The sequence below is a fragment of the Butyrivibrio sp. XPD2002 genome (genome assembly GCF_000423945.1).
GTDB lineage: Bacteria > Bacillota > Clostridia > Lachnospirales > Lachnospiraceae > Butyrivibrio.
Genome location: NZ_AUIY01000016.1, coordinates 57,523 through 71,482, shown reverse-complemented (window position 1 = coordinate 71,482; position 13,960 = coordinate 57,523). Strand labels below are relative to the sequence as shown.

General features: G+C 41.7%; 18 protein-coding genes and 1 pseudogene. 1 reads left to right on the top strand and 18 read right to left on the bottom strand.

The window, feature by feature from the left end; genetic code table 11:
* Positions 1 to 9: 9 nt before the first annotated feature.
* The gene (locus G587_RS0109080) at positions 10 to 702 is read right to left on the bottom strand and encodes an iron-sulfur cluster assembly scaffold protein (protein WP_022763478.1); all 693 of its coding nucleotides are present in this window, start codon (positions 700 to 702) and stop codon (positions 10 to 12) included.
* 260 nt (positions 703 to 962) lie between these two features.
* On the opposite strand from G587_RS0109080, the gene G587_RS24380 reads away from it, so the two are divergent.
* Complete coding sequence (locus tag G587_RS24380) at positions 963 to 1,688, top strand: histidine phosphatase family protein (protein WP_051200926.1); 726 nt, start codon at positions 963 to 965, stop codon at positions 1,686 to 1,688.
* 2 nt (positions 1,689 to 1,690) lie between these two features.
* Here the strand turns inward: G587_RS24380 and G587_RS0109070 are convergent, their stop codons facing one another.
* From G587_RS0109070 to G587_RS0108990, 17 genes and pseudogenes are all read right to left on the bottom strand, one after another.
* Positions 1,691 to 2,251, bottom strand: a complete 561-nt coding sequence (locus G587_RS0109070; protein WP_026491968.1) for a chromate transporter — start codon at positions 2,249 to 2,251, stop codon at positions 1,691 to 1,693.
* Positions 2,248 to 2,883 (bottom strand): chromate transporter, encoded by a 636-nt coding sequence (locus G587_RS0109065; protein ID WP_242830060.1) that lies wholly within the window; start codon positions 2,881 to 2,883, stop codon positions 2,248 to 2,250. The genes G587_RS0109070 and G587_RS0109065 overlap by 4 nt, the downstream gene beginning before the upstream one ends.
* Before the next feature lie 27 nt (positions 2,884 to 2,910).
* Entirely contained in the window at positions 2,911 to 3,438 is a 528-nt protein-coding gene (locus G587_RS0109060; RefSeq protein WP_026491966.1) for a GNAT family N-acetyltransferase, read from the bottom strand.
* Positions 3,439 to 3,603: 165 nt separating this feature from the next.
* Positions 3,604 to 4,917, bottom strand: a complete 1,314-nt coding sequence (locus tag G587_RS0109055) for an ABC transporter substrate-binding protein (RefSeq protein WP_026491965.1) — start codon at positions 4,915 to 4,917, stop codon at positions 3,604 to 3,606.
* A 69-nt stretch (positions 4,918 to 4,986) separates the two neighbouring features.
* Positions 4,987 to 5,436, bottom strand: coding sequence for a GNAT family N-acetyltransferase (locus G587_RS0109050; RefSeq protein ID WP_026491964.1), 450 nt, complete (start codon positions 5,434 to 5,436; stop codon positions 4,987 to 4,989).
* Between the two features lie 141 nt (positions 5,437 to 5,577).
* A complete protein-coding gene (locus G587_RS0109045) occupies positions 5,578 to 6,237 on the bottom strand; it encodes a DUF6796 family protein (RefSeq protein ID WP_026491963.1) in 660 nt (219 codons plus the stop codon).
* Positions 6,238 to 6,328: 91 nt separating this feature from the next.
* Positions 6,329 to 7,084, bottom strand: coding sequence for a nitroreductase family protein (locus G587_RS0109040; protein WP_330364429.1), 756 nt, complete (start codon positions 7,082 to 7,084; stop codon positions 6,329 to 6,331).
* Positions 7,085 to 7,116: 32 nt separating this feature from the next.
* Positions 7,117 to 7,320 carry a C-GCAxxG-C-C family protein gene (locus G587_RS22150; protein ID WP_051200925.1) on the bottom strand — a complete coding sequence of 68 codons (204 nt, stop codon included), beginning with the start codon at positions 7,318 to 7,320 and terminating at the stop codon, positions 7,117 to 7,119.
* An 8-nt stretch (positions 7,321 to 7,328) separates the two neighbouring features.
* Positions 7,329 to 7,820, bottom strand: a complete 492-nt coding sequence (locus G587_RS0109030) for a flavodoxin family protein (protein WP_026491961.1) — start codon at positions 7,818 to 7,820, stop codon at positions 7,329 to 7,331.
* Complete coding sequence (locus tag G587_RS0109025) at positions 7,821 to 8,231, bottom strand: hypothetical protein (protein WP_026491960.1); 411 nt, start codon at positions 8,229 to 8,231, stop codon at positions 7,821 to 7,823.
* A 7-nt stretch (positions 8,232 to 8,238) separates the two neighbouring features.
* The gene (locus tag G587_RS0109020; RefSeq protein WP_026491959.1) at positions 8,239 to 8,739 is read right to left on the bottom strand and encodes a GNAT family N-acetyltransferase; all 501 of its coding nucleotides are present in this window, start codon (positions 8,737 to 8,739) and stop codon (positions 8,239 to 8,241) included.
* A 2-nt stretch (positions 8,740 to 8,741) separates the two neighbouring features.
* Entirely contained in the window at positions 8,742 to 9,806 is a 1,065-nt protein-coding gene (locus G587_RS26625; RefSeq protein WP_081679386.1) for a DUF3795 domain-containing protein, read from the bottom strand.
* A gap of 159 nt (positions 9,807 to 9,965) precedes the next feature.
* Positions 9,966 to 10,079, bottom strand: coding sequence for a DUF3781 domain-containing protein (locus G587_RS25440; protein WP_242830059.1), 114 nt, complete (start codon positions 10,077 to 10,079; stop codon positions 9,966 to 9,968).
* An 82-nt stretch (positions 10,080 to 10,161) separates the two neighbouring features.
* Entirely contained in the window at positions 10,162 to 11,562 is a 1,401-nt protein-coding gene (locus G587_RS0109005) for an MATE family efflux transporter (protein WP_026491958.1), read from the bottom strand.
* Positions 11,563 to 11,752: 190 nt separating this feature from the next.
* Positions 11,753 to 12,168 (bottom strand): annotated as a pseudogene (locus G587_RS22135) (YjdF family protein).
* 10 nt (positions 12,169 to 12,178) lie between these two features.
* Complete coding sequence (locus tag G587_RS22130) at positions 12,179 to 13,006, bottom strand: PrsW family intramembrane metalloprotease (protein ID WP_051200923.1); 828 nt, start codon at positions 13,004 to 13,006, stop codon at positions 12,179 to 12,181.
* A 124-nt stretch (positions 13,007 to 13,130) separates the two neighbouring features.
* On the bottom strand, positions 13,131 to 13,949 hold the full coding sequence (locus G587_RS0108990) for an ABC transporter permease (protein WP_026491957.1): 819 nt from the start codon (positions 13,947 to 13,949) through the stop codon (positions 13,131 to 13,133).
* Positions 13,950 to 13,960: the final 11 nt, after the last annotated feature.

The window sequence follows — 13,960 nt, the reverse complement described above, 5'->3', positions numbered from 1 at the left end:
CTTACCTTATTACTGTTTTCTGGGATCGATGAATCTGGCTGCATCAGCAACACGGCCATACTGACCCTTAGCCTTCTCGATAGCTGTGTTAGCATCGTCACCAGCCTTGATGAAGTCCATCATCTTTCCGAAGTTAACATACTTATATCCGATGATCTCGTCGTTCTCATCAAGAGCAAGGTCTGTGATATAACCATCTGTAAGCTCAAGATAACGAGGTCCCTTGTCAAGTGTACCATATGTAGTACCAACCATTGAACGTGATCCCTTACCAAGATCCTCAAGGCCAGCACCAATCTGAAGTCCATCCTCTGAGAATGCAGACTGTGTTCTGCCATATACAATCTGAAGGAACAGCTCTCTCATAGCTGTGTTGATAGCGTCACATACAAGGTCTGTATTGAGCGCTTCAAGAACTGTAAGACCGGGAAGAATTTCAGCTGCCATAGCTGCTGAGTGAGTCATACCGGAACATCCGATAGTCTCTACAAGTGCCTCCTGGATGACACCTTCCTTTACGTTAAGGGAAAGCTTACAGCCACCCTGCTGAGGAGCACACCAGCCAATACCATGTGTATAACCGGAAATGTCCTTAATCTCTTTGGACTGAACCCATTTTGCTTCTTCAGGAATGGGAGCAGCACCATGATGTACCCCTTGTGTTACGGGACACATATTTTTTACCTCTGTTGAGTAAATCATAAGTACCTCCTTATTGTTAGTGTATACTATAGCATGATAAATTTTTATCGTTTACTACGCACTACATTTGCATTCTACAAAAAAATGCAGTTTTTATCAAGGATTTATACTTGTTTAGGTTATAAAATAATAATTAATTCCGTTTCCGGAGGGGATTTTTTGATGCTCTGTCGGTACGATGTGCTGTTTCCGATAGCTTTACGTCGGGCTTAGGGGTATAATGATTTCCGATTTATTATAGAAAGAAACAGGTTAAAAATATGAAGATATACATTCTCAGACACGGAACAACTGAATGGAATAACAAGCACCTTATCCAGGGACAGACTGATATCCCGCTGGATGATTTTGGAAAACTCATGGCAAAGGAGACAGGAAAAGGGATAAAAGGAAAGGGAATCACCTTTGATAAAGTATATTCAAGTCCCTTATCAAGATCCTATGAGACTGCAAAAGTAATACTCGAAAACAGCAACAATTCCAAAGCAGCTCAGAACATCATTACCGACGAAAGGCTAAAAGAGCTTCACTTCGGCTTTATGGATGGCGGTAAGGTTGAAGAAATGCAGGCGGATGAAAGCTCGCCCTTTAGATATTTCAAGTCAGCTCCTGATAAATATGAAAATGCCGTTTACGAATGGAAGCATAATAATGAGGGCGCATCAGAATCCCGCACTCAGACTCCCGAGCTTCTTAGTGAGTTATGCTCTCGGGCAAAGAATTTCATGACAGATATAATAGAAGAACTACCGGAGGATTCCTCCGTACTCATAAGCACTCACGGTGCGCTCAGCAAGGCTCTTTTAATGTATATACGCGGTGAGTCGGACCTTGCAAAATTCTGGGGAGACGGCCTTCTTCCAAACTGCGGAATAGCTATAGTCGAGCTTACAATGCATGAAAAAAGCCCTGCCTACACTATCGTAGACAAGGCCGCTACCTTTTATGATGACGAGCTTAAAAAGCAGGCACCAAAGCTTTTATAAATTTATATTCCGTACACTGCAACTCCAATTAGTGCTGATACTATTATCAGCATGATTGGAGTTATTTTCTTTTTTAATACTTTTTCAGAGCCATAGAAAATCACAGCCAGCACTGCTGTAAACATAAGTGGGATCATATCTCTCTTTTCAGCAATAGGATATGCACAGTTTTTAATGATCATGTAGCATCCCGTTGCAAGAATTATTCCCATGATACAGGGCTTTAGTCCGCTTAATACAGCCTGAAAATATCTGTTCTGAAGAAGTCTCTTCAAAAGCACCATTATAAGAAGAATTATTATAAATGCAGGAAGTACCACGGCTGCTGTGGCAAGAACCGCTCCGGGAAATCCTGCCTGCTTACTTCCGACATAGGTCGCAAGATTCACCATTATGGGGCCGGGAGTGCTCTCACTTACTGCTATCATATCCATCACGGCATCTTCGTCCATCCAGCCATAATCCAGAACTACGTCTCTTATAAGTGGTATGGCGCCATAGGCTCCGCCGAATGAAAATAGGCCCACTTTCAAAAATCCTATGAGTAAATCAATATAAATCATTTCTGCTCACCGCCTTTCCAGGCAGGTGCTCCCTGAACGATGTAGGCAGCAAGTCCTACTGCTCCTGCGATAAGCATCATGCTGATCGATGAAAACTTCCATGAAAAGATATTGATAAGCATCATCACTATAAAGGAGACGACCATTATCACACAGGGAAGAGCTTTCTTTTTCATTTTTCTGACCATCTTAATCCCCACATCAAGGATAAGGATTCCAACCGCAAGCCTTATTCCCTTAAATGCACTTGCAATCCAGGTGATCTCAAGGAAGTTATCAAGGAATCTGGAAATTGCAAAAATAATCACAAATGAAGGAAGCAACATTCCAAAGGTTGCGGCAATAGCACCCGGCAGGCCACCTTTCCTATAGCCCACAAAGGTAGCACAGTTAATCGCTATAGGGCCCGGTGTGGATTCCGCAATCACCGTGACATTCATCATCTCTTCGTGAGTGATCCAGTTTTTCTGTTTAACACAGATATTTTCAATTAGGGAAATCATGGCAAGTCCACCACCGAAGGTGAACAGCCCGATTTTTGCAAATGTAATAAATAAAGTAAAAAGCATTATTATGCTGACTCCTCCGGGAAGAAATCCTATCAGTTCCTGAACGCGGTCTCTTGGAACCATGCTGGGCTTGGTGTGAACCTCCTCATTTTAAGCTGAAGCCTTACGCCAATCTTCCCTATTCATCACAGAAACATGAGTAATCTCATTCGCTTCATCAAGATATTCTTTTGCAAAATGCATACCTATCGCTTCTGCCGTCTTGTAGGAGGGCTCGTTAGTGTATTTGCAATATGAATACAGTGACGGATAATCTGTATTCGTAAATGCCCAGTCGCGGACTGCTCCGGCAGCTTCCTTGGCGTAGCCCTTGTGCTGGCAGTCCTTGCGGATGTGATAACCGATTTCAGGGAGCATCTCACCCTCTATATTCTGGAGAGTCAGGCCACAGTCACCGATCATCTCTTCAGTCTCTTTTAAGCATACAGCCCATAGGCCAAAGCCGTTGTCCTTATAACGCTTCATATTGCGTTTGATCCAGTCTCTAACCCTGTCCGCGTCAAAGGTATAGGGGTAATGCTGCATAATATCACGATCTGCCAGAACTGCATAGAGTGCATCAAAATCATCCATATTCATTTCTCGCAAAAATAATCTTTCAGTTTCTAAAATCTTCATATCATATTCTCCTCTTTATGCAATCACCTGAACTATTTTCCACTTTGCATTTTCACTTGAACTATTTATTGAAGCCTCATATCAAATGCCTTTTTCTGTCAGCCTTCTGAATTCCATTCCAATCCTCCTGGTGATTTCAAGCAGCAGATTTCCATTATCAGACTTTTACCGTATCATGGTCCTTGATACTTCCTGGATTCTGGTAGCTGCGTCCTCCGGAGTGATAGTCCTTTTAGCAAGGTCCTCCAAGGCATCACGAACAACTATATAAAGATCCTCATAAGGTATTATTCTTGATCCGGCAACATTCGACTTTCCGTTTTCAATGATATATTCAAGGTTCTGAATTCCGTCCTCACTAAGCCCCTGGACATTAAGCTCTAAGTCGGTCCTTGATGGCATGTACTCAAGATACTGATTAACCAACAGGTCCTGACCTTCATTAACAAGATAATCCATCCAGCGAAATGCAGCTTCCTTGTTCTTCGACTCAGGATTCATGCAGAGAATCACATCAACAGATGACGTAACCGGTGAAACCTTTCCATCATCATTCCAGTCGATCAGAAAAATATCATGGTCTGCACCTTCACCATTAAAATTCTCATAGGTCTTTTCATCGCTCTGAGTGTACATATTCATGGCCCAGGAACCATTTATAAACATGGGGATACTTCCCTCTCTTTGGAACATATTATTAATGGTATCGTACAGCGGCGTCTTTATAGCCTTGTCCTGAAATACTCCATTGCTGAAGCTGTCCTGCCATATCCTGAGCGACTCTATAATAGGCTCCGTTTCAAAGGATGCCTTACCTTCTATGGCAGCATATAATGCATCAGCGTCACAGTCAGCAGCTATAGACATCCACACATCCTGATTAAGCCATGAATCCTTAGCACCGATTGCAAGTGGATATTGACCGTTTTCACGAAGTATCCCGCAGGTTTCCTGCATTTCTTTGTAGCTCGTTGGCACCTCGCAGCCATATTCCTTTAGCATATTTACATCTGCCCAAAGATAGCCTGCATAGGTCTGTCCCAGCGGAAGCCCGTAGATATCACCATGATCATCGCTTACAGCCTCGATGCATGAACTGAAAAATTTGTCCTGCCAGTCAGATCCCCAGGCCTTCTCACAATACGAAGAAAGCTCTTCCTCAAATGCTCTTGTCGAATCAAAGGTATTACCTGAAGGCACGCCAAAAACATCAGGGCCTTTACCTCCCATCAGTTCTACACGGAGGTGATCCTGATATTCATCGCCTGATCCGACAAATACATATTCAACTTTAATGTCAGGGTTTTCTTTTTCAAAAGAATCTATGATCTTGTAGATTGGACTATCCGGTCCGGTATCGGCCGGATTCCAGGTCTGGAAGGTCACTGTGGTAATTTCATTCTGCGCCTGCCTGCTACACCCCGAAACAATCAGCGGGCACATTGCCATAGCCAAAAGAACAAATACTCCCCTTTTCATAAATATTATTCACGCACTCCTTTTTATCCCTGTTCCGCGAACATTATATTTAAAAGTTTATTGTCCTTTTCATTTTACCAAAACCATACACTCGCTTGAATCCTCAAAACCACATTTTTTATAGAGAGGTCTCCCTGCCTCAGTAGCATCAAGACTGATTTCCGTAGCCCCTTTGTTCCAGGCATCCTCGATGAGCATGTCCACCATCTTCATCCCAATGCCCTGCTTACGATACTCCTTTGAAGTATACACATTCATAAGGTGAGCCCTCTTACCTGTTGGATGTGAAAATGTCGGCATGATAGTGAAATAGCAGATAGTCGCGCAGCCTATAACCTTCTCCTTGTCCAGCGCAAGAACCGTAGTCTGATTACCCTCAAGGAAGTATTTCCTGCTTTCTTCCACAAAGCTCTCAGCATACTGATAATCAGCATCCAGGGAATTTACTTCCTTTAGCATCTCAAGCCTGCTGCTCATCATGAGATCAATATCTTTTTCATCCGCAATCCTTATTTCCATAACCAGCTCCTCCGCATGTATTCTTTAGGCCAATCCCCAATGCTCGTAGGGATTGTTCTTTAATTCACTTTTGTCACTGACATTTTTTTTAATTTTCCTCACCAAAAATCAACATCTAAACTATTTTCATACACCGATGTATCACAAGCTTAAAAGTGCAAGCACTCCATAGGAGGCCAGTCCCAGGCTTGCAGCGCAGCAGCTTGGCGCATCAATGAATATCTTTAATTTCGTAGCTCTAAGTAGAAAACCAATAAGCTGGAAAACTACAGGATTTAGCAGCACACACCACAGTGGCAGTGGTAATGCGCCTTTTATTATGAATATCATAACTGCAATAGCCGGGATAATAACGAGCATTGTATATAGGGTAAAAAACGGGACATAAATCTGTCTGAATATAGAATTTATCACTTCTTCAGCGAGTTCCTGATCATTCTTTTTCATAATAACCTGATATATGGTTGGCTGCAGACACAGGAAAATGTGTATCATAAAGCCTCCCATGGCCCCGCACAAAAATATAATCTTAAGAATCATGGCACTTGTTGCATAATTCCCATCCATCTGCATTAGTGATATAAATCCGCAGGAATACATGGGAACTGCAAACATCGCCAATATCCCTGACAGCACAAATCTAAAATGCGCCATTCTCTCCCATGCACTGTCAATTATTCCCATTTTCCCAAGCTTTTTATTATCCGGTCCCTTGATATCCAAAAACAGATCAGCTGTTGCACACAGGATTCCTCCGACTATTCCTATAATTCCCAAAACAAATCTTGCTGTATCAGGCACTCCCTGGTCCTCCTTCTATCCCAAACAACTTATCTTTTTGCATTCTGAAGGCATATTCCCTTGGCGATGCTCGAATATCAGCTCGTAAAACCTATTCAAGTCTATACTTTGCATTCAGAACATATTCCTTATCTTCGCCGGTATCCGGATATAGTTTTTTGTCAAAATTAATACCTCTATGCCCAAGGCAAATATCCATAAAACAGATGAAAATGCCCATATCAATGCAATTATAGAATGAAACCTTATCCGCAGGCATTATTCCTCTTTTGCCGGGCTTCTTGTATCTGTAAACCAATAGCTCGCCATCATTCTTTACAAGCCATGGTTGAGAATTACATGCACTCGGTGCAAACCTGACAATATCAGTAACACCCGAAATCTGTTCCCCCTCCCATATTTCCTCAATGCTCTTTCTTTTGCTCTTAAACATATCCTTGCGGTACTTAGAGTCATCACTGATCTTTCGGATGGAAAGCATAATAACGAACTCCATATCCTCAAATGGTTCTTCTTTTGTTTTGCCTATTCCGAACCAGAGCGTTCCGATATTTCGAGATACAAGATAAAGATCGAGTTGTTCACCGAGATAGCCTATGTTTTGCAGATAGCCATCTTTCTTTTCGCTGTAAAGCAGAATACAGTATTCTCCGCCTCGCTTGCAGTTAGTCTCCTTTTCAGGAATAATACGAATGGCTGTTTTGATTTCGGGATTCAGGGGAATAAACCCTGAATATGCATCTTGTATATCTTTGAGTTCGTTTTCACCGATTGATTCGTTTCCAACATTTCTGAAAAGATGAAACGACTTTCTCTTAAATATCATTTCATAAAAGATGTTGTTCAATAAAATCACCTCCGTATATCCCAGTTTTGTATTCATTCCTCCAAAACCATTAGTGCGCCGGACACAGCACCGCACATTTCACCTTTTCTGGCCCCACCACCGAAATTCGTCGCAATCCTAAGCGCAAGTTTCTCATCTATCCCATGCTCAATTGCATATGTTGTAAAAACTCCCTGTGTGCAATTGAAATTATGGTTGTAGTATTCAACTGCCTTTTCTTCATGAAAGCTTCCCATCCTGCACCTCACCTTTGCTGTAGTACTTTGCAAAACTCGTTTAGTTTATATTCATTTTCTTCTGAAGGCTTTTCCTTCGGATCTATGAAAATTGCAGTTGCAACAAAGCTGTCAATTCCAATACAATCCTTTAATTTTGAAAAAGCTTTTTCCGCTCCGGCACCGCTCTGACAAGCAAATGCGGCTATGGTTTTACCTTTTAATCCCTCTTTGTTTTCCAAAATGAATGTCCTTAGCGGCGGTGTGAATGTGCCTGCCCATACAGGAAATCCAAAAATAATCTCATCATAAGCAGACAAGTCCACATCGTAATGCTCAAGCTCAGGCTTTTCTGCCATGACCGCACTCTTTCCTCCCCAGAAAAATTTCGAAAAGCCACCGGTCTTGTAAGCTTTCCTGGGAACGAGCCTTAATTCATCTGATGAAAGTTCCTTTGCCATTTTATCTGCTATGTACTCTGTGTTACCCTCCAGTGAAAAATAAACAATAATCCTTTGCATTTAATCCTCCTTCAAAACTTCATCTACTTCCAACCAGCCTTTGGCATGATATGCGGAAATAGTAGTTGTATATTCACCCGTCTTAGGAACTGTTAATTCAAAATCTGCATTCTCACCCTTACCACATTTATCTGCCCGATAAATTGGTGTTTCATCTGCCATCGCAATCATTACATCTGCCTTTCCACCATCGATCTGCCAGGTAACATGCAGTGTTTCTCCTTCATTAAGCATCATGGTCTCCGAGTCAGCTGTATTCATCAAATTAAAGTTCAGATAAAATCTGTTTGGATTCTTCGAACAAACTCTGTCCCCATCAAACCTGACCTGATTATGGATCACATAACAGTATCCGATTATTATCATCAGGACGATAGCTGCAGTTGCTATTAAAGCTGCTTTCTTTTTCATATTTACCTCACAAAGCAGGTCGAACCATTTCAATATCTGTCCACGTTTCACCGCAAATCTCGTATTTTTCGGTAATACCATTTTCGATAAAACCTACAGATTTATAGCAATGGTACGCTTGCTTATTATTATCAAAAACACCAAGGCCTACTTCATCCGCACCATATATTTCATACGCATATTTGAGCCCGATGTTTAGCATCTGTTTTCCATATCCCATGCCTCTTTTTGATGGATCGACGATTACAAATCCAAATCGTACTTTCTTATCATCTTCTCCCGGAATCCTTACAATAAAGAATCCTACAATACCACTATCATCAAAAGCAGTGAAAGGGAAGTAGCTTGTGCTATCCTCTCTTGCAGAAACAACCTCAAGCAATTTATTTTCTGAAACCGGATAGTCTCCCATGATACCTGCTGACCATTTATAAAATTCTTCCGGGCTTCTGGTCCACTTAATTATTTCCTTAGCGTCAGGCGTTCTAAATGGTCTAAGTCTCAACATTTTTATATTCCCCCTCTGTTTTTCTCAAGAATCTTTAGTCCCTCATCCAGATCAAAACCAAGTATTTCCTGGATCTTCTGAAAATCATACTTCTCATGAAGATTATCAAGAGTGGCTGCCAATTCCTTCTTGCCATACTTACGAATGAACAACGCCATCGCTTTCACAGCATTTACATCATTTCCAAGCGAATAAAATCCTGTCTGGCAATCAGCTAAATTATCGCATTCATAGCAGCCATCGAGGCCTTTTTCCTTACAACATGCAGTGTTGGGACATATATGATCAGAGCTGCAGGTTGCGTAGGAGCAGGTGTTATAGGAAGTCCTGCATCCGCCACACCATTCTTTCAGGAAACAATGATTACAGGAAAGGCCACAGTATGCTACAGGATCTACGCCTTTTCTAACTCTCCTGCAAAGTTCGTTCTTAATCCGGCACATTGCTTCGATATGCATGATCCAATGTCTTGAAAAAGGCATCTGAATTAAGCCCTTTACATCTTTTCCACACCAATAATCGTTGAGCCAGAAGGCATCTTCATCTTTGCTGACCGAGCCGGTTTCGATTATCCGGTTCCTGTCGTCATCCGAAAACTTCCTCTTCAGGTCTTTGTGTTGTAGCTCTCTCAACAGTATATCTGTGGACTCCATTACAGCCTTGCAATATTCATACAAGACACTCACGTCCAGCTTTGTTGAAAACTCTGCAATCTCCTCGCCTTTCAGTTCATTACCGGTAGTGATGATTGGACTGTTTATCCTATGTAGCCAGTCTTCAGCAAAAAGAATCTGACTGTCCCGACGAATCAGTGTATGCGCCACAATATCCTCAATCCGAAATATGTGCCACATGGAATATGCAAGCGTCTTACTGTGATACCCCTTCGCCCCGGCAAAAGGCATCTGGTAAAATGCTTCTCCAGGATATGTATTCACTATTGATGTTATCTGATCAAAAAGCTCTTCTCTTAGCTCAAGAAGAACTGCAATGCCCTCATCAAAGCTCTCCTTCTTCCCAATGAGAGACTGCATTTTTTTATTTTTATCTGACCATTCCTTATTCATGTCTAACCCTCAACAATGCCTGATTTATACAAACTCAGGATACTGGATTCCATTCTTTTTTCAGAAGTCTATACTCCATATAATAGTTTCAATTATTCTAGTATATAACGTATAACCGACAATCGTTAACTGTTTTTACAATACTCATTCTTTGGCTTCCTAACACCACTCAACAACATCTATCTCACCAAGCCCCAGGTTTCTTCTTATTCTATCTACGCCCATTTCGGTTGTATGTACTTTTTCTATATTTTCAATCAATATTTTTTCCAAAATTAATTTCCCTTTTCCAATAACAAAAACATTTGCTCCTTTTGTAGCCAGATATCTGTCAACCGGACGGTTGCGACGAAAATCATGCAACCTGAGGAACCGTAAGATTATTAAGCCACCTCTCCTTGCGGAGCCAGAAGTGGAATATAATAACCTTCACAAGATCAAGAAGCTTTACTCCAAGGTACATGGTAACAGGTCCCACATTTGTGTATCTTGCAAAAACAAACAGCATCGGCAGCATGACAACTATCGTAATAAATGCATCCGTATACATTCCCATTGCTGTATCTCCTCCGGCTCTTGCAATAGCCTGTTGAGCATTCATGATAACCCATGCAGGCATGAAGAAGGCCAGAAGAATTACCATGCTCTTGCAGATACCTATTGCGCTGGCACTTAATCTGCCAAATACAATCGGAACAATGAATGTCGTTCCGAAGCCCACAAAAGTCATCATAAGGCCCATGACTGCAGCTCCCGATAAGAGCCACTTTTTCTGGATGCGGGCTTCTTCAAGCTTCCCAGTGCCAAGAGTCTTGCCGATGATAACTCCCGTTGCAGAATAAATTCCACCGAAAGCGACGAAGAATAGATTTGCTATCGCAAAGCCTGATGCCATTCCTGATACAACATCTGCTCCGCCTCTACCATTATAGATAGCAGTAGTCACTGTCTCTGAAAGAACCCATACCATCTCGCAGAAAAGAACCAGCGCGCCTTTCTTTGCCATGCGTCCAAAGAGCTTTCCATCAATCCTGAAGAAATCTGTTACCCCAACCATGAAGTCCGGCTTAAGCTTTACATATACTGCAAGGAAGGCTATAAGCTCAACGGTTCTTGCAATTACTGTGGCATAAGCAGCTCCGTTTACTCCCATGGCAGGAAGGCCAAAGTGACCGTAGATAAGAACCCAGTTCAGACATGTATTGATAAGGGTTGCTATGACTGTGATCACAAGCGGAATTTTTACCTTTCCAAGATCACGAAGAGAGCTGGCTATGGCAATGGATATAGTCATCTGGACACCTATAAAAAAACATATCCCTATATAGCTCACGGCTGCGTCAAGAATTGCATCTGCCTGGGTGTTTCCAATCACCATAAGTGACAGTATCTGCCTGGGATATACCCTGCAGACAAGATAGTACGGAATCGCGGCAGCAAGGCCCATGACCAGCTTGAACCTGAAGGCCTGTCCCATGCCCTTTTTATCCTTCGCACCGAAGTACTGTGTCATAAAAATACCGCCTGCTGTACAGATCGTATTGACATACACCATAAAAATGAACATGACCTGTCCAGCCACGTTTACTCCTGACATAGCGATATCGCCAAGCCCTGATACCATGAAATTATCAACCAGAGAAACCATGCTCTGTATAAGCTGCTGAAGCATTATCGGTACTGCTATTGACAGAGCTTTTATATAAAATTTTCCCGGGCCAAAAAATCTGTCCCTAAGCTTTACTGCTGTAGTCATTTCTATCATTACCTCCTCAAAAAAACACATACACTTTTGCTCACATCTAATCTAACACCAAAATAAAAACAGACCTTCCGTTGCACGGATATAGGTCTGTTTTACACTACAATGGTACCAGGGGATACCAGGGGACGGGGTTAACGGTCCATTTTTATTTTGGCCCTTCAACCCCGTCCCTATGGTCCATTCAATGTCCTCTATGCTTCTCTTTCTTTTTTGTTGCTTTAGTTCAAAAAGCCTCAGCTCTTCTGCCTCTTTCAGTTCCCGGCTTTTGGTCTTGCGCTCCAGCTTATTCTGCTCCTGCTGGAGCTTTAATGCCTGCTGGGACTTTGTACCAATACCTTTTTCCAAAACCATTTTCTTTGCGTCACGCTGTAATCTCTTCGGATTCCTTTTCCCTCCCTTAACCACAATGTCTACAGTAGGGCTGAATTTCAGACGAAAATAGTTCCTGTTTATATATTCCTGTACTTCATAGTCCTTGGGCTCTGTGCCAAAAATCACTTTTGCCACCGATAGCTTCCCATTTTCTGTACGTTCAAAAACACCAACCCAGAAAGGATCATCGAAATACACAGTTAGTTTATTCTTAAGTGTAGCCATTTTTCTATACCTACTTAAGCCTCTGTCCTGTCATGGGGTCAAAGTTCATTCTGGTGGGATCAACATAGTAGGGCTTGCCTGTCGCGGGATCATACTTTATGACTCCTGTGGAATACATATTTTGCACGTATGTTGCTCCCGGATATCCGCCCTGGAAGAAAGCTGTATCCTCTTTAGAAAGCTTTCTAACCTTCCTGATCGCAACTATGGTAATAACAGCCTCATATACGAAGAATACAAGCAGGAGAATGTCTGACCCTGATGATACGCAGAAATCATAGAATCCATGCAATAAAACAGGAATAATAAGGGCAAGTCTCAAATACCTTCCGCGTAATTTGAGATTGCCCATAACTTCATATCGCTTTGCAAGTCCAAAATAATACCCCATGAAAACTGCATCAATCGCATGTCCAGGTACTGCAAAGATACCTCTCATGATTGCAAGACTAAAGGAGCCTGATGAAAGGTACAGGACATTCTCAAAGGCAGCAAAACCAAGAGATGCAAACACCGCATAAACTATGGCGTCGAAGGTGTAATTAAATGCAGGACTTTTCCATGCTGTTGCCTTTACCACAAAATATTTCCCGAATTCCTCTACGAGCGCTGTCAGTATAAAAATGTCAATTATCAGGTAAAGCAGGCTGTCCGTACCCAGAATCGGAGTAACTATTGCATCTCCCAGCTGTCCAATAATTGCGGCAGCAAATGTAGAGAGTACTCCAAAAATAAAGAGCTTTGCCAATAATCCTATTGGTTCTTTTTCTCTTTTATCAGTTTTATAAATAATTACAAGAAGGATAATTGCCGGAAGGAGCGATAATAAAAACATCATTTTTTCATACCTCATGGTTTGATTTATATGTTAGTCGGGATTTACATCCTCAGTCTATTTTACAATAGATATGACCATTTCGGCATGGTTTTTGTATACGCCAGGGGCCCGGTTTTTATTCCTCTTAAATTGTGTCTCTCTTGGTAAAAATCAGCATTCCCATCACCGAATAGAGAATCAGTCCAATCGTAATGACTACAATAAGATTCATGGAAGGAAAGGCCATTCCCTCATCTCCAAGAACGTTTATCTTGGTTACGATGAGATTCCTTGAAAGAGCATACTTTTCCATAAAGCCTGCAAGTGAAGGTCTCATTGCAACAATCTTACTTTCAATCATGTTAAGAAGCATTCCATGAAGATTAGCTGATCCAAAAATAGCAAGCATGATAGGAATGATAGTATTTCTGGTAATCTCATAAATAGCCATCATCGCAATTCCAAATACTGTATGAAGGATTACTTCATCAGTAATAAACCTGAAAAGAAGCCCCATGCTTTTTATTTCATACATGCCTTCTCCCCTTCCGAGGCTTCCTAGTCTTATTGCCAGAAGTGATCCCAGGAACATGATCAGGGTATATAAAAATACCACCGGAATCTTTGCCGCAAAAATGTTCTTCTTTTCCCTGCGTGTCGTCAGAAGATTTTTCAAAAAGCCGCTCTTTCTCTCCTGCTCTGTATACACTATCGCAAATACTCCCACCATGATCAGGATATAGCCCGAAGCTGTAAGGCTGGCATAGAGCTGCTCAAAGCTTGTTTCAGCAGTTATATCTTCAGTAGCCACTATGCCAACATGTTCTTCCTCCTGAACAGTCTGCTCATTATCAAACTGAGAAGATGGGTCGGTCTCAAGTCTGGACAGAAGTCCAAATGAAATTACTGTAATTAAAAGCGTTATATAAAAAACTCTTGTTTTAAAAAACCTGTACAGGTTCATTTTTATTAAAT

Coding starts and splice junctions, on each gene's coding strand:
- G587_RS22150 (WP_051200925.1), bottom strand. CDS start 7,320: ATGGGAAGCTTTCATGAAGAAAAGGCAGTTGAATACTACAACCATAAT.
- G587_RS0109070 (WP_026491968.1), bottom strand. CDS start 2,251: ATGATTTATATTGATTTACTCATAGGATTTTTGAAAGTGGGCCTATTT.
- G587_RS0108990 (WP_026491957.1), bottom strand. CDS start 13,949: ATGAACCTGTACAGGTTTTTTAAAACAAGAGTTTTTTATATAACGCTT.
- G587_RS0109030 (WP_026491961.1), bottom strand. CDS start 7,820: ATGCAAAGGATTATTGTTTATTTTTCACTGGAGGGTAACACAGAGTAC.
- G587_RS0109080 (WP_022763478.1), bottom strand. CDS start 702: ATGATTTACTCAACAGAGGTAAAAAATATGTGTCCCGTAACACAAGGG.
- G587_RS0109025 (WP_026491960.1), bottom strand. CDS start 8,231: ATGAAAAAGAAAGCAGCTTTAATAGCAACTGCAGCTATCGTCCTGATG.
- G587_RS0109050 (WP_026491964.1), bottom strand. CDS start 5,436: ATGGAAATAAGGATTGCGGATGAAAAAGATATTGATCTCATGATGAGC.
- G587_RS0109060 (WP_026491966.1), bottom strand. CDS start 3,438: ATGAAGATTTTAGAAACTGAAAGATTATTTTTGCGAGAAATGAATATG.
- G587_RS24380 (WP_051200926.1), top strand. CDS start 963: ATGAAGATATACATTCTCAGACACGGAACAACTGAATGGAATAACAAG.
- G587_RS0109055 (WP_026491965.1), bottom strand. CDS start 4,917: ATGAAAAGGGGAGTATTTGTTCTTTTGGCTATGGCAATGTGCCCGCTG.
- G587_RS0109020 (WP_026491959.1), bottom strand. CDS start 8,739: ATGTTGAGACTTAGACCATTTAGAACGCCTGACGCTAAGGAAATAATT.
- G587_RS22130 (WP_051200923.1), bottom strand. CDS start 13,006: ATGATGTTTTTATTATCGCTCCTTCCGGCAATTATCCTTCTTGTAATT.
- G587_RS26625 (WP_081679386.1), bottom strand. CDS start 9,806: ATGAATAAGGAATGGTCAGATAAAAATAAAAAAATGCAGTCTCTCATT.
- G587_RS0109005 (WP_026491958.1), bottom strand. CDS start 11,562: ATGACTACAGCAGTAAAGCTTAGGGACAGATTTTTTGGCCCGGGAAAA.
- G587_RS0109065 (WP_242830060.1), bottom strand. CDS start 2,883: ATGGTTCCAAGAGACCGCGTTCAGGAACTGATAGGATTTCTTCCCGGA.